Source organism: Mesorhizobium sp. B2-3-2 (assembly GCF_006442295.1).
In the GTDB taxonomy this organism is placed as follows: domain Bacteria; phylum Pseudomonadota; class Alphaproteobacteria; order Rhizobiales; family Rhizobiaceae; genus Mesorhizobium.
In genome coordinates this window covers 144,471-162,960 of the sequence record NZ_VFWA01000008.1, presented here as the reverse complement: position 1 = coordinate 162,960, position 18,490 = coordinate 144,471, and the positions used below count along the sequence as shown (strand labels likewise).

Here is an 18,490-nt window from a genome sequence, read left to right as displayed (position 1 = left end):
GCAGGAGATACGGCAATGGAGGCGGGGGTACCCATGGCGCCTCCATTTCTTGTCGTGCGCAACATCAGCAAGGCCTTCGGCGGCGCGCAAGCGCTGCGAGGCGCTTCCCTCGACGTTGTCGCGGGGGAGGTTCACGGGCTGGTCGGCGCCAATGGCGCGGGCAAGTCGACGATGATCAGGATCCTTGCCGGCCTCAACCATCCCGATAAGGGTTCGATCGAGATCGATGGGCAAACCGTCGGCATCGAGACGGCGCACCGCGCGACGGAATTTGGCATGAGCTTCATTCACCAGGAACTGGCTTTCGTTCCGGGCATGACTGTCCTCCAGAACATTATGCTCGGCGTGCCAAAACGGTCGCGCTTCGGCTTGACCGATTGGGCAGCCGTCGCCCGCGATGTCGAGCCCATTGCGAGACGCGTCGGCATCACCGCCCCGCTCAACGCAAATGTGAAAGGGCTGTCGACCGCTGAAAACTGGTTGATCAACATCTGCCGCGCGCTGGTCCGCAAATCGCGGCTTATCGTGATGGACGAGCCGACCGCCTCGCTCTCCGCCGCCGAGAGCGAGAAGCTCTTTCTTATCATCAAGGACCTCTCGGCCTCGGGCGTAGCTGTGCTTTACGTCTCGCACCGCCTGGATGAGATCCTGAAACTCTGCGATCGGGTGTCGGTACTGCGCGACGGCGATTCCGTCGCCGAATTCACCCGTGCCGGATTGGACAGGAGAACGTTGGTCGAGGCGATCGTCGGTGCAGACCATGCCAGCAGCGACAGCGGGCCTGGATATTCGCCGCAAAACCATGACATCGTTCTGCGCGTCCAGAACCTTGCACGCCTGCCCAAGGTGCGAGGCGTAAGTTTCGAACTTCGCCAGGGCGAAGTCCTGGGCATCGGCGGTCTGGTCGGCGCCGGACGCAGCGAACTGGTGCGGCTGATCTATGGTGCCGATCGCGCCGACTCGGGCAGCATGACGCTCAGAGGCAAGCCCTACGCGCCGAAATCGCCGGAAGCCGCAGTTGCCGCCGGGCTCGGCCTAGTTCCGGAGGAACGGCGTACGGAAGGGCTTTTCCTGTCGAAGAGCGTCGCCTTCAATCTTGGCCTGGTCAATTTGGACAAGCTTGTGCTCGGTCGCGGGGTACCGCTTCTCAGCCGAAAATCGCAGTCCTCGCTCGCTCGCGAGACGATGAAGCTGCTATCGATCAAGACGGCAAGCATGGACACCCCCGTTGGCCGGCTAAGCGGCGGCAACCAGCAGAAGGTGGTCATCGGCCGCTGGTTGCGGCGCGCGCCGCACATCCTCATTCTCGATGAACCGACCCGCGGGGTCGATATCGGCGCGCGCGCGGAGATCCACCGCCAAATCCGCGAGCTCGCCGCGGCCGGCATGGCGGTTCTCGTCGTCTCCTCCGAACCCGATGAGCTGCCGGAGCTTTGCGATCGCGTGCTGGTGATGGCGGAAGGCCTTGTCGTTCGCGAACTGAGCGGCGCATCGATGTCGCGCTCGGCTATTATCGAGGCAAGCTACGGTGGGCGGGAGCCCTCTACCGAGGGGATGATCACATGAGCGATGTCTCGAGGTACAACAGGCGCCTCACCCCACGCAGCAAGGCTGCGCTCGGAATGTTCGCGCGCTACGCGACCATCCTCGGGCTGCTGGCGATGATCGTCGCCTTTTCCATCCTGTCGCCGAGGGCCTTCTCGACTTTGGGCAACTTCACCAACGTCCTCAACCAGGCCTCGCTTGCGATGATCATCGCAGGCGGCCTGACATTGGCGGTCGTTGTCGGCGAGCTTGACCTGTCGATCGGCTTTGCCGCCAGTCTGCACGGCATTCTCGTCACCGGCTTCATCGTCCATGACAAGCTGCCGATCCCTCTGGCGATTTTTATCGTGCTTGCCCTTGGCGCGCTGATCGGCCTCGTCAACGGTTTCATCGTCACCAAAATGAAAGTCAATTCGGTGATCGCCACGCTGGGCGTCGGTACCATCATCACGGGCATCGCCTTCGCCTACTCCGCGGGGGTACCCATCGTTGCCGGCGTACCGGAGGCCTTCCTTCAGCTTTCGCTCGGCCGCTGGCTCTTCGGCATCCCCAACAACATCGTCGTCATGATTTTCGTACTGGGCATCCTGTGGGTGCTGGTCGAGCGCACCTCCATCGGCCAGGAGATTCAGGCAGTCGGCGGCAACCCTGCCGCGGCACGGCTGGCCGGCATCAACGTCGATCGTATCAAGACGCTTGGCTTCGTGATTTCCGGGATGTGCGCGTCCCTCACCGGCATTCTCCTGGCGTCGCGGCTGGGCAGCGGCACGACCAGCGCGGCGGATTCCTACCTGCTGACGGCGTTCGCAGCGGTATTTCTCGGCTCGGCAACCTTGCGCGACGGCGAGTTCCATGTCCTGGGAACTTTGGTCGGCGCCCTGATCATTGCTTTCGGCTTCAACGGCCTCAACATTTTCGGCGCCCCGACCTTTTCCCAATACGTGTTTCAGGGCGCCATCCTGATCATCGCGGTCGGGCTTTCCAGCCTTGGCCGCTCACTAGCGGAAAGCTGAAGAGGATCACATGGCACAGGCTGAGCATTGGGAGATCTATGTCATCGAGTTCGCGCGGTCGAAGGACCAGCCATGGGTAGATCTGGTCAACGGGATGTACGACGACGGCCCCACGGACCTGCCCTTTTCCTTTATTCTGGCGCGGTGCGGCGACCGCAACGTGCTTGTGGACACCGGCTTCATGAAGGACGAAACCGGCCCCAACTTCTCCGATAAATTCGGCATACCTTGGTGGATTTCCCCGGTTCGCATGCTTGCCGAACTGGGGCTGGCGCCGGACGACATCACCGACATTATTGTCAGCCATGCGCATTTCGATCACATGGGCTCGATTGATCAGTTTCCCAAGGCCCGCCTCTATCTTCAGAAGCAGGAGTTGCTGTCCTGGCACGAGGCGATGGCGCTGCCGCCGCAATACGGCTACCTGACCGCCATCATCGATCCGGACGATCTGCGCGCCGCCTTCGATGCCTCCGTGGAACACCGCCTCACACTGGTCGATGGTGACCGGGACGATCTCCTGCCAGGCATCCACGTTCGGCTGGGACAGGGCCACACGATGGGTCAGCAGTTCGTAATCGTTGAGACTTCGCGAGGTCGCATCGTCCTTTCGGGCGATTGTGTCTACTCATCTCGGCAGATCACTGGCCACAAGCACGACGGTATCTACCAGCCGCTCAACAATGCCGTCGGCAGCGTTTGGGATCAGCTCAAGACCATCGACCGCATCAACACCGAGATAGGAGGCAACCTCGACCGGCTGATTATCCTGCATGATTCCGATCGCTGGAAAGGCCTTCCGGTGGTCAAGGAGGTTGAGGGGTTCCGGATCGTCAAGGCGGCATGATCATATCTCATAGTGTGAAAGTCCCATTTTACATTGCCGCATTTTCCAAAGACCCAGACGTTCCGAAAGCTGCCAGTCTGCTCGTGGACCTAAGCGGAATGAAGGCTCTTCGCTTTCGATAGGTGGTGAGCAGCGTCGAACTCACAGATGATCAAGGCGAAGGTCGTCAACGACATGGCCGACAAGCCGGTCGGGCACGTCCGCGGGGGTTGAGCTTCGTCACCATCATCTCCTGCACCATTTTCGCTACAGTCTCGGACTCCTCGTGGAACAAGGGGCTCAATACGATCTGCCGGACGCCCATGAGCGGATCCTCGGGCGTTTCAAAGGGACGCCCGTGCAAATCAAAAGGGATCCCGTGGATTACTTCCGCCGTGAAGGGTGCCGACCTTGTGATCACTCGTGCGGCCCTGGCTATCGATTGCGACGTTTTCACCGGAGAGGGCGAGCTGCGCCCGATAGCCGTCGAACTTCATCTCGAAGAGCCAGTTCGTTCCCACCGGAATGCCGTCAGTCAGGGTGCAGAGCTGGAACGGGCGAAATGCTGGCAGCGAATATGTAGGGGTAGATTCTGAGTCCCGACGCCGTGGGCCTTTTTGCTGGAGGACGACCTCTACGACCGGCATGCGGAACTCGAATACGTGGCTCGATTCAATACCCTGAACGAGATTCGGTTCCAAATCGGCATTTCAAGACATTGAACCGGAAGAGTCTGGCTGCGTAAACCGCTTTCGCTTCATCAGTCCGTCCTTCGATGAAGGCCCGGACTCTAATCTCAGATGGAGGAAATTCTCAGTGGCAGGCAAGCTCCCAAAGGGCCCATCGGTCCGACTGAGACCAACCGGGATCATTCCACTCAAGGCCCTCCCATCATGTTGCCAGTTTGGCTGCGTTCATTGTGACCCTCACGATAATGCCGTCGTCCGACCAATCAGTCACGATGGAACCTCCAAGTTGGCCCGTCACGCTTCGTTGGAGCAGCTTGCTTCCATAGCCTTCGGGCCCGGCATGGGCGACCGACGGACCACCTCGCTCCGTCCATACTACACAGACCTCCGTCTCCGTGGACTCGCCCGAGATATCGAGGGTCCCCGATGTAACAGAGAGGGCGCCATACTTTAGGGAATTCGTCGCCAGTTCATGAATCACCAAGGCCAAGGTTGTTGCCGACTGCTCTCCGATTCCCATACGCGGAACAGCGACGCGAACGCGCCCACTGAAGGCGCCCGAATCGTCATAGGGCGCCAGGAGCACGGCTATGAGATCGCCCAGCAATGCCGCCTTCCCCTGGTTCCTGGCGAGGGGACGGACAACGTCGTGAGCTCGGCCGAGAGCTGTGAGGCCCTGTGTAAGCTCCCTCGCCATTTCCTCCACCGAAGAGACGGATCGAGAAGTCAGAGTGGTGAGACTAGCAGCGATGGCGAGGAGGTTCTTGACGCGATGGCTCATCTCTCCAGCCAGGAGTTCATGCCCCTCTTCCGCCTGCTTGCGGCCGGTGACGTCCAGGAAGACGCCCGACATTTGACCTTCGTGGAGGCCCTCGTCATTGCCCAGGCCGCGCGCGGAAATCCATCGGATGTGCTCGCCTAACAATATTCGGAAGTCGATTTCATACGCCCCCACCAAAGCCCGCGTTGCGGTAAATGCAGCACGCACCCTGTCCCGGTCCGCAGGGTGAATGCGAGACGAGAGGTCTTCGAACGTAACCTTGTTGGCCTGCGCCAATCCCCAAAGGGCGAAACCCTGCTCGTCCATCGCGAAGGCGTCCGTTTCTACGCTCCACGACCAGAGGGCGACCCCCGCCGCATGAAGAGCGCGCAAGGTTTTTTACCTGCCAAAGAGGATGATTCTCGTCGCTAAAGGGCATGGTCTTCCTCACTGTATGCGAGATTGCATAGGCGCGCATCGTCCTATGTGCTGGCGCGTACGCGTTGATGTACCGATAGGTTTGAGACGCAGGTATCATACTAAACCAGCGCTAAGATGTCCTCTGAAGCGGACGATAACGGCTAACGCCTACCAACGGGAAGGGCCAACGACCGGCCTGCTCCCGGCCACCTTTGCGCGCCGACCCCGGTCCCGCGCCAACTTACCCACATTGCGATGCCGTCGATCTCGCTTAATTGCCAGCGTCTAGCCGACACTCGATTCATTGGCGTATCGTTCAATCCTTGTGGCCGGATCTGTCACCCTGATCCTCGTTCGTTTTGCCAGGCCTTTTCGACACTGTTCTGTTCTTCGCCACCGTCCGGCCGGTTCAGCGTGACCGTGCAGCGGATTAGCGTGTTCCAGTCGGGTCCGTGCTCGATGATCAAGTGCAGCTCGGTAATCTCTTCGAGGAAATGTTCGATGCTGATGGGCCCATTCTCGTGCTGATATTCAAGCACGGCTTTCCACCGCTTGTCGCCGTGCAGCGTCACCACATTTGTCATCGGACACTCCCCGTCAGCGACACCGACTCATTAAATCTTAAAAATCTTATACCGATTCCCTGGGTACGCCGCCGCAGTCTTGTCCTGCTAGACGCAGGTACCTGGATGCAGCGTATCGGTCAGCACGCCCGAATTGTTCGCGCCTCAAGCCCCTTATGGCCTCGACTGTAAGTGATGATCACCTTCTGGCCGACTTCCAGGTTTGCCACGCCGCTGCGGGTCAAAGTAGTCGCATGGACAAACACGTCCTTCTCCCCGCCATCCAACGCGATGAATCCGAAGCCCTTGTTCAGATCGTATCGCTTTACGACGCCAGCGGCTTCCTGCTCTTCGCGTTCCAGTGCAGGACCTGCGGCTTCGGCGGATCGCTTCGCAACCGTCGGGGAGGACGCACCGTCTCCTACGCTTACAGAGACAACTTCGACAACCTGGGCCCCTTTCTGGCCGGGTTCGGTTCGGACCTTCAGGCGTGCCCCCTCGGGAACGCTGTCATATCCCGCGGCCTGCAACTTCGAGAGGTGAATGAAGGCATCAGAACCATCGCTGAGCCTCAAGAAGCCGAAACCCTTCTCGGCGTTTAACCAGAGTACCTCAGCATCATGCAAGAAGGTCGTCCCTGACGAAAGCCGGGTTGGTGCTGGCCTGCGGTCGAAATAACTCGGTTCCGAACTCTCATGCTGGCTATCGCGCTCGAAGCCCTGGCTTCGCGACTGACGGTGTTCCCGATATTTGCCCATTCCAGCAACGGCCCTAGAGGAAAAGATTGCATTATCACCGGGAGTGAGCAGCGAGCAATATCAATCCGGTTGCTGAGGTGGTGCACTGGAAAACTTCACCGTCGAAGGTGGGTGAGCAACTCAGTTCAATGGATCGGTCGGGCATCAGCCGGATCTGGGGCATGGCTGAAACCCGCGTGGAGGATTATGCTTTCTCTAAAGGTGTGCAAGCACTTCAGGCGGGCTGATGCATGTGCCCGGAAATAAGCGTCGGATTTCGCAACAATTACATGAAAGGTTAAATTTCAAACGTGCGTTAATGCGCAAAGGCCAACAAGCCGTTGTCGCGAAGGCTGGCTTTGCCTCAGACCCGATTGAAGGTGAAGGATGTCAGAAGCGTGGTGACGAAGTTGCTTGCCTTCTCCTTGACAAGAACCTCGGTCCATTCGTCGGTCCCTCGAAGCCTCAGGTCCGTGTAAATACTGTCGACCGCAGCTTCTTCGATGCGCTTGATATGTGACTTGAACGCAGCTTCACCGTCCGTCCTGTAAATATCCCGCACAATCATTCGCAGGATCTCCTGGATGGCGATCTGCCAGGCGGTATTAATCGTCTGAAGCTCGCTGGATTTTTCGGACATCCAGATCTCCTTGGTCTTGACAGCCATCGACAAGAGGCGGCGATACACGCCAAAATTAGCCGGTCGGTGGGCCGGAAATAAAAAAGGTCAGGCTATTTCAGCCTGACCTCGCTTGGTCTCACGCTTTCATCAGTGCCAGTACATCCGTGGTCAAAGGAAAGCTGAACCAATCAAACGGCCTGCAGGTTGCAGGCAGACATCTTGCCCGACTTGTTGTCGCGCTCCATTTCGTAGCCGATCTTCTGGCCTTCGACGATTTCGCGCATTCCGGCGCGCTCGACGGCAGAGATGTGAACGAAGGCGTCTGCGCCGCCATTGTCAGGCTGAATGAAGCCGAAGCCCTTGGTGGAATTGAACCATTTAACTGTGCCAGTGGTCATGATGAACCCTTTCATAGCAAGATTGTACGACGGCGACGCGAGAGCGCTGCCGATTTGTGATGATGACGATTTTGAAGGGAAGGTTCGTTCAGGGCGCGGTGCCAAACGCGCGATAACCAAAGCTCAGCAAGCAATATCGACGCGTAAATTCATACGCTACCTCAAAGGCGACGTCAACTTTTGGTTTTGGAAATCGTTACCTCAACTTTTTGTTGCCGACCTGGAGATGCCATCGAGGTCCCGCCCTAGAGGGAAGCGACTGGGATAGAAGCAGACGAACCGGAGGACTTCCGACCGCCATGCCCCTGCTGTGGCGGACGAATGATCGTCATCGAGGTTTTCGAACGGGGGAGGAGGCAGCCGCGGGGACCTCCGAACGCATCGGCACCGATCCGGGAGACCGCTCCATGAACCGGCATGCCCTGATTCAGCCTCCAGCCGCAGGCGCTCAATCTGCGGCGATGGACCCACGCGCGCCCATGGTGTCCAGCCGCGATCGTCAGCATCGCCTCCGATGCCGCCTTGAACTACAGGTCGTAGACCAGCGCCTTGTTGTGGAAGGCAATGGCGGCGACCTCGGCGGGCAGCGTGAACACGACATGGAAGTAGCCGACCGGCAGCAGGTCGGCCTCGCGCTAGGCCAGCCATGTACGCACGGCCGCGCCCTGGCACCTGGGACAGTGCCGGTTGCGGCAGGAGTTTATAGGCGATCCGCCATTGGCCGCAGTCCTCACAGGGCTCGACGTGACCGCCGAGCGCCGCGGTGCGGCAATGCTCGATCGCCGACATCACTTTGAGCTGGGCGAGGCTCAGATGCCTGCATGGGCGGCCCGATAGGCGGGGCCGGCAGCACGGAAGATGTCGGCAACCTCGATCGAGGCGCACGGCTCAGGCGGGCGGCGTCTTGCTTTCCATCAGCGCCATCAGCCGGTCGAGCCGTCCTGCGACCGCATGGATCGTCCGCGTCGAGACCTTGGTGTAGAGCGCGGTGGTATCGAGCTTGCTGTGGCCAAGCAGCACCTGGATGACGCGGATATCGACATCCTGTTCGAGCAGGTGGGTGGCGAAGCTGTGGCGCAGCGTGTGCGGGCTGACGCGCTTGCGGATGCCGGCGGACCGCGCAGATCGGGGCACACGATGGTGCGATTTGGCGGCTACCAATGGCGCGACACGGTGCCAGTTGCATAACTGCGCTGATGGCCATGCAGCAGCTGCAGAACAGGACGACCGGAACCGCCCTGACGGACGCCAACACCGCCCACATCGATGAAGTTTGAGGCCGTTGAACATGCCGGGGGCAACCCGATGAACTCGTCAAGCCACTCCCTTGCCGCCGGTAATACCGTACACCTCTCCATTGATTGAAGCTTGCCTCCTGCGAGGCAAGCAGCACGAAGACGGGTGCCAGCTCCGCCGGCCGCCCTGGCCGGCCAAAGTCGCTGCCCTTGCCGAAATTCTCGACCTTTTCGTCCGGCTGTCCGCCGCTCGGTTGCAATACAGTCCACACCGGCCGGGCGCCACGACATTCGCGCGAATACCCCGCTCAATTAGCTGCTTTTCGAGTGCTTTGGTGTAGGCGACGATCCCAGCCTTTGGTCGTGGCATAGTCCAAAAGGATCGGTGAAGGCTGATAGGCCTGGATCGAAGCCGTCGTGATGACAGAGGCGCCGGCCGGTAGATGGGGAACTGCCGCCTGCGCGATCCAATGCAGCGCATAGAGGTTGGCCTTCATAGTCTTGTCGAAGTCGTCGGTCGACAGTTCCTCAATCTTCTCCCGGTACTGCTGCCGGCCGGCGTTGATGACCAGAATGTCCAGACCCCCGCTTGGCGTCCGCCTCTTCTTCCGGCAGATAGGAAATAGCGACGTCCGCGCCTTCGGGCAAAAGCGATCGCAGCGGCAAGGCCGATTCCTGAATCGCCGCCTGTCACCAGCGCCTTGCGCCCTTGCAGCCGACCAGAGCCGCGATAGCTCTCCTCGCCATGGTCGGGTACCGGATCCATTTTTCGGGCGAGGCCCGGCATGGCCTGCGGTTGCTCGGGAAAAGGCGGCGCCGGGTATAGCTTTCTGGATCTTGAAGGGACCAGCGATCGGTCATGGGGTCTTCCAACATTGGGGAGGCCGGGCTTTCGTTTGCCCGACAAGCCGCAACGGTGGACGGACGCATTCGTTCTTGTGACATTGCCGATCGATCACGGCGACCGGAACGGCTGGTAGATCCGCGCGTTCTCAACAGATCTTCCAGAAACGCGAAACCAGGAGCGCGCCGTGGGGCTGTTTACGAAAGACATCAAGACGATGGACGATCTGTTCCTCCATGTACTGCAGGACATCTATTATGCGGAGAAGCAGATCCTGAAGGCCCTGCCCGACATGGTCGAAAAGACAACCAACCGGGATCTGACGGCGGCTTTCAAGGCGCACCTTGATGAGACGGAAAAACACGTCCAACGCCTCGAGCAAGCGTTCGAGCTCATCGGCGAGAAGCCCAAGGGGACGACCTGCCCGGCGATAGACGGCATCATCAAGGAAGCAAACGAGATTGCCAGCAACGTTGCCGAGAAAAAGGTGCTCGACGCCGCCTTGATCACTGCGGCGCAAGCAGTCGAACACTACGAGATCACCCGCTACGGAACCTTGATCGCGTGGGCGCAGGAGAGCGGCAATGCGGCTGTCGCCCGCCTTCTCACCACAACGCTCAACGAGGAAAAGGCGGCCGACAAGAAGCTGACCACGATCGCCGAACGAAAGGTCAACCAGAAGGCATCCGGCTGACCGGCAGTGGTCCGAAGGTATCGGCATGAACGCGCTTGACGAACAAACCCGATCGCTCTGGATGAATGTGGACGTCTATCCTGACGCGCCGCGATTCAGCGGCAAGGAGAGCTGCGACACCGTGATCATCGGGTCCGGGATCGCCGGGCTGTCAGTGGCCTACGAGCTTGCCAGCGTCGGTCAAAAGGTGATCGTCATCGATCGCGGCCCGATCGCCGGCGGCATGACATCGCGGACCACGGCGCACTTGGCGCCGATTTGCGACGACGGCCTGAGCGCGCTGATCAACTTGCGCGGCGAAGAGACGGCAAGACTATTTCAGAAAAGCCAGGAGGCAGCGGTTGCGCGCATCGAGCAGAACGTCGCCGAGTTGGGGATAGATTGCAATTTCCGCAGGCTGGACGCCTTCCTGTTTCCGGCGATGGGGGTGGACCCCAAGGAGGCCCGCGATCAGCGACAGGAGGAATTCGAGGCGGCACAAAAGGTTGGCGCGGCCGCTAAACTGGTCACCGGCGTGCCGCTCAAAGGTTTCGAGAAGGCGCCTGTGCTTCGTTACGCCAATCAGGCGACCTTCCATCCGCTGCGATATCTCCGCGGTTTGTCCACGGCAATCCGCGACAAAGGCGGACGCATCTTCGCCAACAGCCCCGTGATCTCCGTTGAGGAATTGCCGGAGGGCGGCGTGCGCGTCTCGACCGAAAACGGTGGTGTGATTGAAGCGGCGACTACCGTTGTCGCCACAAACTCGCCGATCAACGATCGCTTCGAACTGCACACCAAAATGTCGCCATATCGCACTTATGCGATGGCGTTCACCTTACCGCGCGGCGATCTGCCCGATGCGCTGTTCTGGGATACCGGCGACCCCTATCACTACGTACGGATCAATCCCGGTCCGGGCTCAGTCGATTATCTGATCGCCGGTGGCGCCGATCACAAATCGGGCGAAGCCGACGATGGCGACATACGCTTCGAGGCGGTCGAGGCATGGATCCGTGCCATCGTTCCGACCCTCGGCAAAAAGGTGAACCGCTGGTCGGGGCAGGTCCTCGACACGATCGACTACTGCGCCTTCATCGGGCTCAATCCCGACAGCAAGTCGGTCTATGTTGTCACCGGCGACTCCGGGCAGGGCATGACGCATGGCGCGCTTTCCGGCCTGCTCGTCAGGGACCTAATCTTGGGTAACGAGAACCCGTGGACGTCGGTTTATGCGCCATCCCGCAAAACGCCCTCCGGCGTAGTCAACTATGTTCGGGAAAACCTGTCCGCAGTCAAAAATTTCGGCGGCTATCTGCTGCCGGGCGAATTGAAGTCACCGGGCGAGCTGGCGTCTGGACAAGGGGGGATTCTTCGCCAGGGCCTCCACAAAATCGCCGCCTGCCGCGACATGGGCGGAAAGCTTCATCTTCATTCAGCCGTCTGCACGCATTCCGGATGCGAAGTGGCCTGGAATTCCACCGAGCAGTGCTGGGACTGCTCCTGTCACGGGTCGCATTTTGCTTCCGATGGGACCGTACTCAACGGCCCTGCGGTCGCCCCTCTGCACCCAGTCGACGCGCCGGCCGGAGAGACATGATGCCCATACTCGAAAGCGCAAAGAAGATCGTCGAGAAGATGACGGGCTGGCAGCGGCCCTCGAGCGACGATCTCGATCGGTTGGTCCGCTCGCGCAAGGCGAACACTTTCGGTTTCGAGGATGACGGCATCATTCCCAACCACCCGTTCTGGCCGCTGATCGTCTATCGCGGCGTGGCGATGTTGCCTGCCGATTTCGATCCGGCCGCAATCTTTGAGGACCTCTTCGCACGCAATGGCTGGCAAGGGTCCTGGCGAAACGGCATCTACGACTATGTGCATTACCATTCCCGTATTCATGAGGTCCTTGGGATCGCGCGTGGAACGGGGAAGGTGCAGTTCGGCGGCAAGCGTGGGCGCTCTCTGACAATCAAGGCAGGCGACGTCGCCATCTTGCCGGCGGGCACGGGCCACGAGTGTCTCGACGCCAGCGACGACTTTTTGGTCGTCGGCGCCTATCCGCCGGACGGGACCTACAACGAATGCAGCAGCAGCGAAGACCATGCCTGCGCGGTCAAGACCGTTCCGAAAGTCGCGAAACCCCGACAGGATCCCGTCTACGGTGGCGACGGTCCGCTTATCGACCTTTGGAAAGCACCTCGCTGAGCGCGGACGACAGATGAGCACCTCGGCCCCATTTCCCCTGTCGACCGACACAGCTCCCATGGAAGCGAAACGTGCTGACGCCATCCCGGATGATCAGGGTGTCTGGCAATACGAGCCCAAGTGGGACGGATTTCGCTGCCTGGCGTTCAAGGCCGGCGATGCGGTCGACATCCGCGCCAAGTCCGGAAAGCCGCTCGCACGGTATTTTCCTGAGCTTGTCGAATTCTTACGCGACCTGTCGGGGACGCAAATCGTCATCGACGGCGAGATCCTGATCGAATGCTGCGGCGAGTATTCCTTTGACGCCTTACAGATGCGTCTTCATCCGGCCGAAAGCCGCATTCGCAAACTTGCGGTCGAGACGCCCGCCAAGCTGATGCTGTTCGATATGCTGGCTGATCAAACCGGACAGATTCTCACCGACCGGCCGCTCTCCGAGAGACGTGCCGCGCTGGAGGCGTTGGTCAAATCCATAGGAAACGCGGGAATCGAACTTTCTCCTGCGACTTTGGACTTTAAACAGGCCCAAAAGTGGCTGGGGGACTCAGGCGGCAAGACCGACGGTGTGGTCGCGAAGCAGCTCGACGGTCCGTATCTGCCTGGCGAGCGAGCCATGGTGAAGGTTAAGCGGATGCGGACGGCCGACTGCGTCGTCGGCGGCTTCCGCTATCTTGCGGAGAGGCGCGAAGTAGGATCCTTGCTGCTCGGTCTCTATGACGAGGACGGCAAGCTCGACCACGTCGGCTTCACCTCCACTATTTCCAACGACGAACGGGCCGCGCTGACCGGCCGTCTGGAGGCATTGCGCGAATCGCCAGGTTTCACGGGCAACGCGCCTGGCGGGCCGAGCCGCTGGAGCACGCAGCGCAGTGGCGACTGGGAGCCGCTGCGGCCGGAACTGGTCGTCGAGGTCCGTTTCGATCATGTGACAGGCAACCGTTTCCGGCATGGCACAAAGCTGCTGCGGTGGCGACCGGACAAGGCGCCTCGCCAGTGTACGTTCGACCAGTTGAGGTAAGACAACTCGGAGCTATTGGCCCTATTCCCCGTTGAGAGGGCAGAGGTCATGCAATGGACATCAGCGCCCCGAAGAGAGAAATTGGGCTCGAAGAGCGACGCGAGCGCCGCCGGCTGCGCCGTGAAAAGCAGCGCGCCGACAACATTGGGCGCGCGGAGAAAATGCACCTCGCGCGCTTGGCGGCGAAAGAGCCGGGCAGCTCACCTACGCAACTGGCGAACTCGTATTATGTCGGCTGCTCCGGATGGTTCTACTGGAAATGGCGCGGGAATTTCTATGCGGCCGAGATGTCGACATCTGAATGGTTCAATCATTATGCGCAGCAGTTCGAAACGGTCGAGATAAACGCATCCTTCTATTCCTGGCCGACCGTCGCGAACGTTAAAAGCTGGCTTCGTCAACCAGGATCGCGCACGTTCGTCTACACCGTAAAGGTCTGTGAGTTGATCACACATATCAGGAAGTTCGAGGACACCGAGATCCTGGTCAAGGACTTTGGACTGATTGCTGACATCCTTAGCGAACGGATGGGCTGTTTCCTATTCCAACTCCCGCCGAGCTATCGTTTCACCGAGGAAAGGCTCATCGCTATTCTCGGCCAGCTCGATCACACACGCCGCAACGTCGTGGAGTTTCGTCATAAAAGCTGGTGGAATGAGACCGTCTATTCCGCTTTCCGGGAGAAAGGCACGATATTCTGCTCTTGCAGCGCTCCCCGACTTCCGGACGTTCTGGTTCGCACAGCCGACGATATCTACGTGCGAATGCACGGCCCGGAGCGCTGGTACCGGCACGACTACACTGACAGCGAGCTGATCGAGTGGGCCGAGCGGATACGCGACAGTGGGGCGCGGAGAGCCTGGGTTTATTTCAACAACGACTACGAAGGCTTCGCACCCAAGAACGCTTTGACCATGCGACGACTGCTCGGACAGGCAGGCTTCGATAATGGGCGATCCGATTCCTACATCGCGTCCGCCGATAACCCAGTCACCACGGTGTGAAATCAAGTATCCGGACGGACCCGTCGACAATACTAACAAACCAGCCGGATGGTCGCTTCCACGTCATCCATTTAAATTACTTCGAAGCGCGTGTGCATATGTAGCGCAGGGGCACCGAGCGGAGCCCCGTCGCCACGCCGCCCCGATTGGTATGGACCAGACGCGCGTCGGTCGGGCTTTGTCCCCATAGGCCTGGAGCTGGTAAAGGATTCCGTCCTCGTCCGCTGCGGCTTTCAGCAGGTCGAATACGACGGGATTGGTGTGCCGATGACATAGGCGCCAGCCTCTCATGCGAGCTGCGTTACCATAGAACCGACTGCGCCTGCCGCGCCGTGCGCAAGCACACTCTGGCCTGCCTGAAGGCGGCCGTGCTGGAACCGTCCCTGCCACGCGGTCAGACCTGAGATCGGCAGGCTCGCGCCAACCGTGAAGTCGACATCGCCAGGCAGTGGCGCGAGGTTGCGAGCCTCCATGGCCACATATTCTGCCAGCGTGCCGTCGCGGTGATAGTCGGCGAGTCCGAACACCCGCTGCCCCAGCGACAGCCCCGTCGTGCCGTAGCCGAGAGCGATGACCACTCCAGCCAGCTCGTGACCCGGAATCGACGGTGTTCGTTCACGGTTGCTGCGATCGATCCAGGTCGAGGGCCACGCCAACTCAGTTCCGACGAATCCCGAAGCATGAATCTGAACGACGACATCGTTTATCGCCGCCTGCGGCTCGGGCCGCTCCACCAGCTTCATCCCGGCGGTACCTGCCGCCTGGTCCGTCACTACGGGGTAAATTGCTGCTCTGGTCGTCGGAGCCATTTGCGCCCCAAATCCGGATTTTTGTGACCATCAGCCGCGCGGCTTTGGCGGGCGCTTCATTATAAGAAGCTCCTTTACATCATGCAGATCGTCTGCCGACGATATGGCGATCGTCAGCCATTTTCCGTCGATGTATGACTTGGCTTCGTCGTAGAGGTTGATCAGTTGCGGACGCCAGATATAGCGTTGCTCCTCAAACTTCTCTCGCTCCGCTCTGCCCATGACCACGACGGCCGAAAGCCGTCGGTATTCCGGCACCAGGGTGGTGAACGCCTTGGTCTTCTTGTATCGCAAGGACCAACCGCGCTTCTTACCGCCGTAGAGCCAGTCCGGCGTAAAAACTGCGGGGTAGAATTCGTCGATCCAGTTCCGCAGCTCGGCCCAATGCTCGAACGTCCCGGGTCCGATCCATTTGCGGACGGCACTGTCATCGGGCGGTGTTGATTTGTCGGTGATCCTGTCGCCGATCTGGGGAAGCGTAGCACTAGGTAAAACCATCGAAAGACCTCGTTAAGCCAGGCTAAGGGCGGCGGATTAGAATGCGGACGTGCCAAGAGCTTGCTGCGCCGTCAGAATACGGTCGGTGCGACGCTTCCCGGGGCCGCATGCGCTTCGCAATGTAATCGACCGGTACTTGCCAGCACTGCACGCCAAGCATCGACGTCCCCAAGCTCTCGCACGACCGTCAGGTCGATGACCGCGAGGGCCTTCTCCCTCGCCAGCGCGGCTTGCTCCCGGTCCATGAACCCGGTTCCCTCTACTGAGAGGAACTGCAGGGTTTTCAGTCCGATGGAGTTGAGTACCAGCGACAGATACGGCATGAGAAAATCGGGCTGGTTTGCTCGCGGGCCGGAGAAGACGCCCCCTGAAGCGACGCCGATGAACACCGGACAGTCCCGAAGCATTCCCACCTTTCCGGCGCGCGTCGACTTCATGGTGCGGCCAACGCGCAGGATCTGGTCGATCCACGCCTTGAGGGCCGAGGGAATGGTGAAGTTGTGCATGGGCGTTCCGATGACGATCACATCGGCGGCCTCGACCTCCTCGATAAGCGCTTCGGAAATATCCAAGGAACCCTTTGGTGGAGACGCCAAGGTGGCCGGCGTCGACAGTGCAAACGCGTACTCGGCCAGGGTGTGGGGCAAGGGTTTGACGCCCAAATCACGGCGACTGATGCTCGCCCCCGGTGCAACCTCGAGAAGCCTTTCGACGATCGCCGCCGAAAGCTGACGGCTATGCGATTCTGATCGCGGACTGGAATCAATATGGAGAATATTCATTTGATAGTTCCAATGGCTTCGTGAGGTTGCGAGAGGACCGAGCTCAGATCGAGCCGGCCGGCGCGACGGCCGGAAAGTCGTTGTCGTGATCGAACACGTTGTTGAAGAAGTTCGTCAGCGAGTACATGGCCACGAGCGCGACGATCTCGATGACGTTCGCATCCGTGTAGCCGGCATCGCGGACGGCTTTCAGATCGGCGTCGTTGACGTGGCCGCGGGTCTCGATGACTTGGCGTGCAAACTGGACGGCGGCGTCCCGCTTCGGGTCTTTGGCCCGGCCCTTTCGGGCGAGGATGATGTCATCGGCCGGCAGCTTGGCCATATGCTCGGCCGTGAAGCTGTGAACCGTCAGACAGTAGTTGCAGCCATTCACTTCGGAGACGGCGAGGCCGATGCTGTCGCGTGTCTTCACATCCAGCGCCTTGCTTAAAGCACCGAGCAGGGTAGCCCAGGAGTTGAACGCGATAGGGCTCTGCGCGAAGGCCGCCATCATGTTGGGGGTGAAACCGATGTTCCTCGTGAAAGCATCGAGCGTCTGCTTCGATGCCGCCGGCACTTGTTCCTGCTTCAGAGCAACAGTTCTAGCCATTGTAGTCTCCATAAGGTCTTAAATTGATTTTGAATTATGCAAAGTCCAGGACATCGGCCACGGGCATGCGGGGCTTCTGCGGCCAGTTGCCGGCTCGCTCCGGCCCTACGGTCAGCAGCATGACCGGCACTTCGTCTTCGGCCAGGCCGAACTCGCGGTGCACCGCCTCGGCGTCGAAACCGATCATCGGCGTCGAACCCAGGCCCAGCGAACGGGCCGCGTAGATGATCGCCGCGGTGCCGAAGGTCGCCGAGCGCACGGCTTCGTCGCGCTGGCGCTGCGGCTGATCGTCATACAGACCGCGAGCGGGGATCTCCCATTCCGGCACCAGCTGCGCCGGCATGATACCGGCTTCCACCACGGGCGCCAGACGGTCGGGGACCGTGCTGGCATCGGCCAGCCTGCCGATGATGATGAAAGCCACGGCCGCTTCGGTGATCGCGGGCTGGTTCCAGGCGATCGGACGCAGCCGCGCCTTGGCTTCTGCCGAGCGTACGGCAATGAAGCGCCAGTTCTGCAGGTGGAAGGAGGTCGGGGCAGATGTGCCGATGCGTACCAGGGCGCGGATCTGATCATCGCTCAGGGTGGCGGTAGCGTCGTAGTACTTGGCGGCGCTGCGGCTCAGGATGGTTTCGATGACGGCGTTGGTTGGCAACGGCCGCGTGGACGAAGGGGACGATTGGGGTGCGGGAGTTCCGCTTTGCTGGGCCTGCGCAAAAATCTCGGCGATTGCGCCGCTAGCGGGTTCGTGAGCGGCGAGGTTGATGCAGTTCATTGGGTGGCTTCCTCATCGAGTGATTATGGAAGCCACTTTACGGGTAAGGGTGATATTTTCGAGACTGGATCGGCTCAATATGATGCGTGAAAGGATCAAGTTGCATGTGCCTGATCCCAGGCTACACGCCCTACTCGCTCGTGTGCGCCAGTCGCCGCCACTCCCCCGGCGTCATCCCCATCCTGTCGGCGAACACATGCCGGAATGCCGATACGGATTGATACCCAACGGCCTCGGCTACGGCCTCGGTGCTGATCGCTGGCTTCCTAAGCTCATTGGCGGCCAGGCTCATGCGAAGGTCCGTCAAGAAGTCGAGGGCGGCGCGACCTAACTTGTCCTGAAACTGCCGCATGAACGTGGCGCGTGACATGCCGCACAAATCGGCCAGATCGGGCAGTTTCCAGGGCCGTGCCGGATCAGCGAACATTGCCGCAATGACGGGAGCAAGACGCGGATGGCCGGCCAAGGCCGCGGTGGACGGAAGG

Annotated in this window: 19 protein-coding genes and 5 pseudogenes; 9 read left to right on the top strand and 15 right to left on the bottom strand. The window is 60.2% G+C overall.

What is annotated here, in order from left to right; genetic code table 11:
* Positions 1-33 precede the first annotated feature (33 nt).
* Genes FJ964_RS19610 through FJ964_RS19600 form a run of 3 tightly spaced genes read left to right on the top strand, consistent with a single transcriptional unit; the run spans position 34 to position 3,405 of the window.
* Positions 34-1,566, top strand: coding sequence for a sugar ABC transporter ATP-binding protein (locus FJ964_RS19610; protein WP_224626950.1), 1,533 nt, complete (start codon positions 34-36; stop codon positions 1,564-1,566).
* Entirely contained in the window at positions 1,563-2,558 is a 996-nt protein-coding gene (locus tag FJ964_RS19605) for an ABC transporter permease (protein ID WP_140551910.1), read from the top strand. Before FJ964_RS19610 ends, FJ964_RS19605 begins: the two co-directional genes overlap by 4 nt.
* A gap of 10 nt (positions 2,559-2,568) precedes the next feature.
* Positions 2,569-3,405, top strand: coding sequence for an N-acyl homoserine lactonase family protein (locus FJ964_RS19600; RefSeq protein ID WP_140551909.1), 837 nt, complete (start codon positions 2,569-2,571; stop codon positions 3,403-3,405).
* 344 nt (positions 3,406-3,749) lie between these two features.
* Here the strand turns inward: FJ964_RS19600 and FJ964_RS31035 are convergent, their stop codons facing one another.
* The 6 genes from FJ964_RS31035 to FJ964_RS19570 all read right to left on the bottom strand — a co-directional run bounded on the left by FJ964_RS31035 (position 3,750) and on the right by FJ964_RS19570 (position 7,573).
* Positions 3,750-4,085: a hypothetical protein gene (locus FJ964_RS31035; protein WP_181172534.1), complete on the bottom strand. Its 336-nt coding sequence runs from the start codon at positions 4,083-4,085 to the stop codon at positions 3,750-3,752.
* 190 nt (positions 4,086-4,275) lie between these two features.
* Positions 4,276-5,160, bottom strand: coding sequence for an HWE histidine kinase domain-containing protein (locus FJ964_RS19590; protein WP_140551908.1), 885 nt, complete (start codon positions 5,158-5,160; stop codon positions 4,276-4,278).
* Positions 5,161-5,591: 431 nt separating this feature from the next.
* Positions 5,592-5,837, bottom strand: a complete 246-nt coding sequence (locus FJ964_RS19585) for a hypothetical protein (RefSeq protein WP_140551907.1) — start codon at positions 5,835-5,837, stop codon at positions 5,592-5,594.
* A 119-nt stretch (positions 5,838-5,956) separates the two neighbouring features.
* Positions 5,957-6,442 (bottom strand): cold shock domain-containing protein, encoded by a 486-nt coding sequence (locus FJ964_RS19580; RefSeq protein ID WP_224626935.1) that lies wholly within the window; start codon positions 6,440-6,442, stop codon positions 5,957-5,959.
* A gap of 475 nt (positions 6,443-6,917) precedes the next feature.
* Complete coding sequence (locus tag FJ964_RS19575) at positions 6,918-7,193, bottom strand: hypothetical protein (RefSeq protein ID WP_140551905.1); 276 nt, start codon at positions 7,191-7,193, stop codon at positions 6,918-6,920.
* Positions 7,194-7,363: 170 nt separating this feature from the next.
* Positions 7,364-7,573 (bottom strand): cold-shock protein, encoded by a 210-nt coding sequence (locus FJ964_RS19570; RefSeq protein WP_027145347.1) that lies wholly within the window; start codon positions 7,571-7,573, stop codon positions 7,364-7,366.
* Positions 7,574-7,846: 273 nt separating this feature from the next.
* Here FJ964_RS19570 and FJ964_RS31380 point away from each other — a divergent pair.
* Positions 7,847-7,984 (top strand): annotated as a pseudogene (locus FJ964_RS31380) (IS91 family transposase); the annotation flags it as partial.
* A gap of 119 nt (positions 7,985-8,103) precedes the next feature.
* Here the strand turns inward: FJ964_RS31380 and FJ964_RS19560 are convergent.
* From FJ964_RS19560 to FJ964_RS19550, 3 genes and pseudogenes are all read right to left on the bottom strand, one after another.
* Positions 8,104-8,448, bottom strand: a pseudogene (locus tag FJ964_RS19560) (transposase zinc-binding domain-containing protein); the annotation flags it as partial.
* 13 nt (positions 8,449-8,461) lie between these two features.
* A complete protein-coding gene (locus tag FJ964_RS31695; protein WP_140551904.1) occupies positions 8,462-8,863 on the bottom strand; it encodes a tyrosine-type recombinase/integrase in 402 nt (133 codons plus the stop codon).
* Between the two features lie 24 nt (positions 8,864-8,887).
* Positions 8,888-9,669: pseudogene (locus tag FJ964_RS19550) on the bottom strand (SDR family oxidoreductase).
* Between the two features lie 170 nt (positions 9,670-9,839).
* On the opposite strand from FJ964_RS19550, the gene FJ964_RS19545 reads away from it, so the two are divergent.
* The 5 genes from FJ964_RS19545 to FJ964_RS19525 are packed head-to-tail and all read left to right on the top strand — an operon-like array spanning position 9,840 to position 14,552.
* On the top strand, positions 9,840-10,346 hold the full coding sequence (locus FJ964_RS19545; RefSeq protein WP_140551903.1) for a ferritin-like domain-containing protein: 507 nt from the start codon (positions 9,840-9,842) through the stop codon (positions 10,344-10,346).
* A 25-nt stretch (positions 10,347-10,371) separates the two neighbouring features.
* A complete protein-coding gene (locus tag FJ964_RS19540; RefSeq protein ID WP_140551902.1) occupies positions 10,372-11,925 on the top strand; it encodes an FAD-dependent oxidoreductase in 1,554 nt (517 codons plus the stop codon).
* A complete protein-coding gene (locus FJ964_RS19535; RefSeq protein ID WP_140551901.1) occupies positions 11,925-12,530 on the top strand; it encodes a cupin in 606 nt (201 codons plus the stop codon). The genes FJ964_RS19540 and FJ964_RS19535 overlap by 1 nt, the downstream gene beginning before the upstream one ends.
* A 13-nt stretch (positions 12,531-12,543) precedes the next feature.
* The gene (locus tag FJ964_RS19530; RefSeq protein WP_140551900.1) at positions 12,544-13,548 is read left to right on the top strand and encodes an ATP-dependent DNA ligase; all 1,005 of its coding nucleotides are present in this window, start codon (positions 12,544-12,546) and stop codon (positions 13,546-13,548) included.
* A 53-nt stretch (positions 13,549-13,601) separates the two neighbouring features.
* Positions 13,602-14,552 carry a DUF72 domain-containing protein gene (locus tag FJ964_RS19525; RefSeq protein WP_224626917.1) on the top strand — a complete coding sequence of 317 codons (951 nt, stop codon included), beginning with the start codon at positions 13,602-13,604 and terminating at the stop codon, positions 14,550-14,552.
* Positions 14,553-14,842: 290 nt separating this feature from the next.
* Here FJ964_RS19525 and FJ964_RS19520 read toward each other — a convergent pair.
* The 6 genes and pseudogenes from FJ964_RS19520 to FJ964_RS19495 form a co-directional block, all read right to left on the bottom strand.
* A pseudogene (locus tag FJ964_RS19520) lies at positions 14,843-15,361 on the bottom strand (alcohol dehydrogenase catalytic domain-containing protein); the annotation flags it as partial.
* A 30-nt stretch (positions 15,362-15,391) separates the two neighbouring features.
* Positions 15,392-15,859, bottom strand: coding sequence for a DUF3788 domain-containing protein (locus FJ964_RS19515; protein ID WP_140551899.1), 468 nt, complete (start codon positions 15,857-15,859; stop codon positions 15,392-15,394).
* 71 nt (positions 15,860-15,930) lie between these two features.
* Complete coding sequence (locus tag FJ964_RS19510; RefSeq protein WP_140551898.1) at positions 15,931-16,641, bottom strand: NAD(P)H-dependent oxidoreductase; 711 nt, start codon at positions 16,639-16,641, stop codon at positions 15,931-15,933.
* A 43-nt stretch (positions 16,642-16,684) separates the two neighbouring features.
* Positions 16,685-17,230, bottom strand: coding sequence for a peroxidase-related enzyme (locus tag FJ964_RS19505; RefSeq protein ID WP_140551897.1), 546 nt, complete (start codon positions 17,228-17,230; stop codon positions 16,685-16,687).
* A gap of 34 nt (positions 17,231-17,264) precedes the next feature.
* Positions 17,265-18,005, bottom strand: coding sequence for a nitroreductase family protein (locus FJ964_RS19500; protein ID WP_224626915.1), 741 nt, complete (start codon positions 18,003-18,005; stop codon positions 17,265-17,267).
* A gap of 130 nt (positions 18,006-18,135) precedes the next feature.
* A pseudogene (locus tag FJ964_RS19495) lies at positions 18,136-18,474 on the bottom strand (AraC family transcriptional regulator); the annotation flags it as partial.
* Between the last annotated feature and the right edge of the window lie 16 nt (positions 18,475-18,490).

What these genes read in the sequence shown, in the direction of transcription:
- FJ964_RS19610 (WP_224626950.1), top strand. Translation starts at nt 34, where the DNA reads ATGGCGCCTCCATTTCTTGTCGTGCGCAACATCAGCAAGGCCTTCGGC.
- FJ964_RS19605 (WP_140551910.1), top strand. Translation starts at nt 1,563, where the DNA reads ATGAGCGATGTCTCGAGGTACAACAGGCGCCTCACCCCACGCAGCAAG.
- FJ964_RS19600 (WP_140551909.1), top strand. Translation starts at nt 2,569, where the DNA reads ATGGCACAGGCTGAGCATTGGGAGATCTATGTCATCGAGTTCGCGCGG.
- FJ964_RS19590 (WP_140551908.1), bottom strand. Translation starts at nt 5,160, where the DNA reads ATGGACGAGCAGGGTTTCGCCCTTTGGGGATTGGCGCAGGCCAACAAG.
- FJ964_RS19585 (WP_140551907.1), bottom strand. Translation starts at nt 5,837, where the DNA reads ATGACAAATGTGGTGACGCTGCACGGCGACAAGCGGTGGAAAGCCGTG.
- FJ964_RS19575 (WP_140551905.1), bottom strand. Translation starts at nt 7,193, where the DNA reads ATGTCCGAAAAATCCAGCGAGCTTCAGACGATTAATACCGCCTGGCAG.
- FJ964_RS19570 (WP_027145347.1), bottom strand. Translation starts at nt 7,573, where the DNA reads ATGACCACTGGCACAGTTAAATGGTTCAATTCCACCAAGGGCTTCGGC.
- FJ964_RS31695 (WP_140551904.1), bottom strand. Translation starts at nt 8,863, where the DNA reads ATGTTCAACGGCCTCAAACTTCATCGATGTGGGCGGTGTTGGCGTCCG.
- FJ964_RS19540 (WP_140551902.1), top strand. Translation starts at nt 10,372, where the DNA reads ATGAACGCGCTTGACGAACAAACCCGATCGCTCTGGATGAATGTGGAC.
- FJ964_RS19535 (WP_140551901.1), top strand. Translation starts at nt 11,925, where the DNA reads ATGCCCATACTCGAAAGCGCAAAGAAGATCGTCGAGAAGATGACGGGC.
- FJ964_RS19530 (WP_140551900.1), top strand. Translation starts at nt 12,544, where the DNA reads ATGAGCACCTCGGCCCCATTTCCCCTGTCGACCGACACAGCTCCCATG.
- FJ964_RS19525 (WP_224626917.1), top strand. Translation starts at nt 13,602, where the DNA reads ATGGACATCAGCGCCCCGAAGAGAGAAATTGGGCTCGAAGAGCGACGC.
- FJ964_RS19515 (WP_140551899.1), bottom strand. Translation starts at nt 15,859, where the DNA reads ATGGTTTTACCTAGTGCTACGCTTCCCCAGATCGGCGACAGGATCACC.
- FJ964_RS19510 (WP_140551898.1), bottom strand. Translation starts at nt 16,641, where the DNA reads ATGAATATTCTCCATATTGATTCCAGTCCGCGATCAGAATCGCATAGC.
- FJ964_RS19505 (WP_140551897.1), bottom strand. Translation starts at nt 17,230, where the DNA reads ATGGCTAGAACTGTTGCTCTGAAGCAGGAACAAGTGCCGGCGGCATCG.
- FJ964_RS19500 (WP_224626915.1), bottom strand. Translation starts at nt 18,005, where the DNA reads ATGAACTGCATCAACCTCGCCGCTCACGAACCCGCTAGCGGCGCAATC.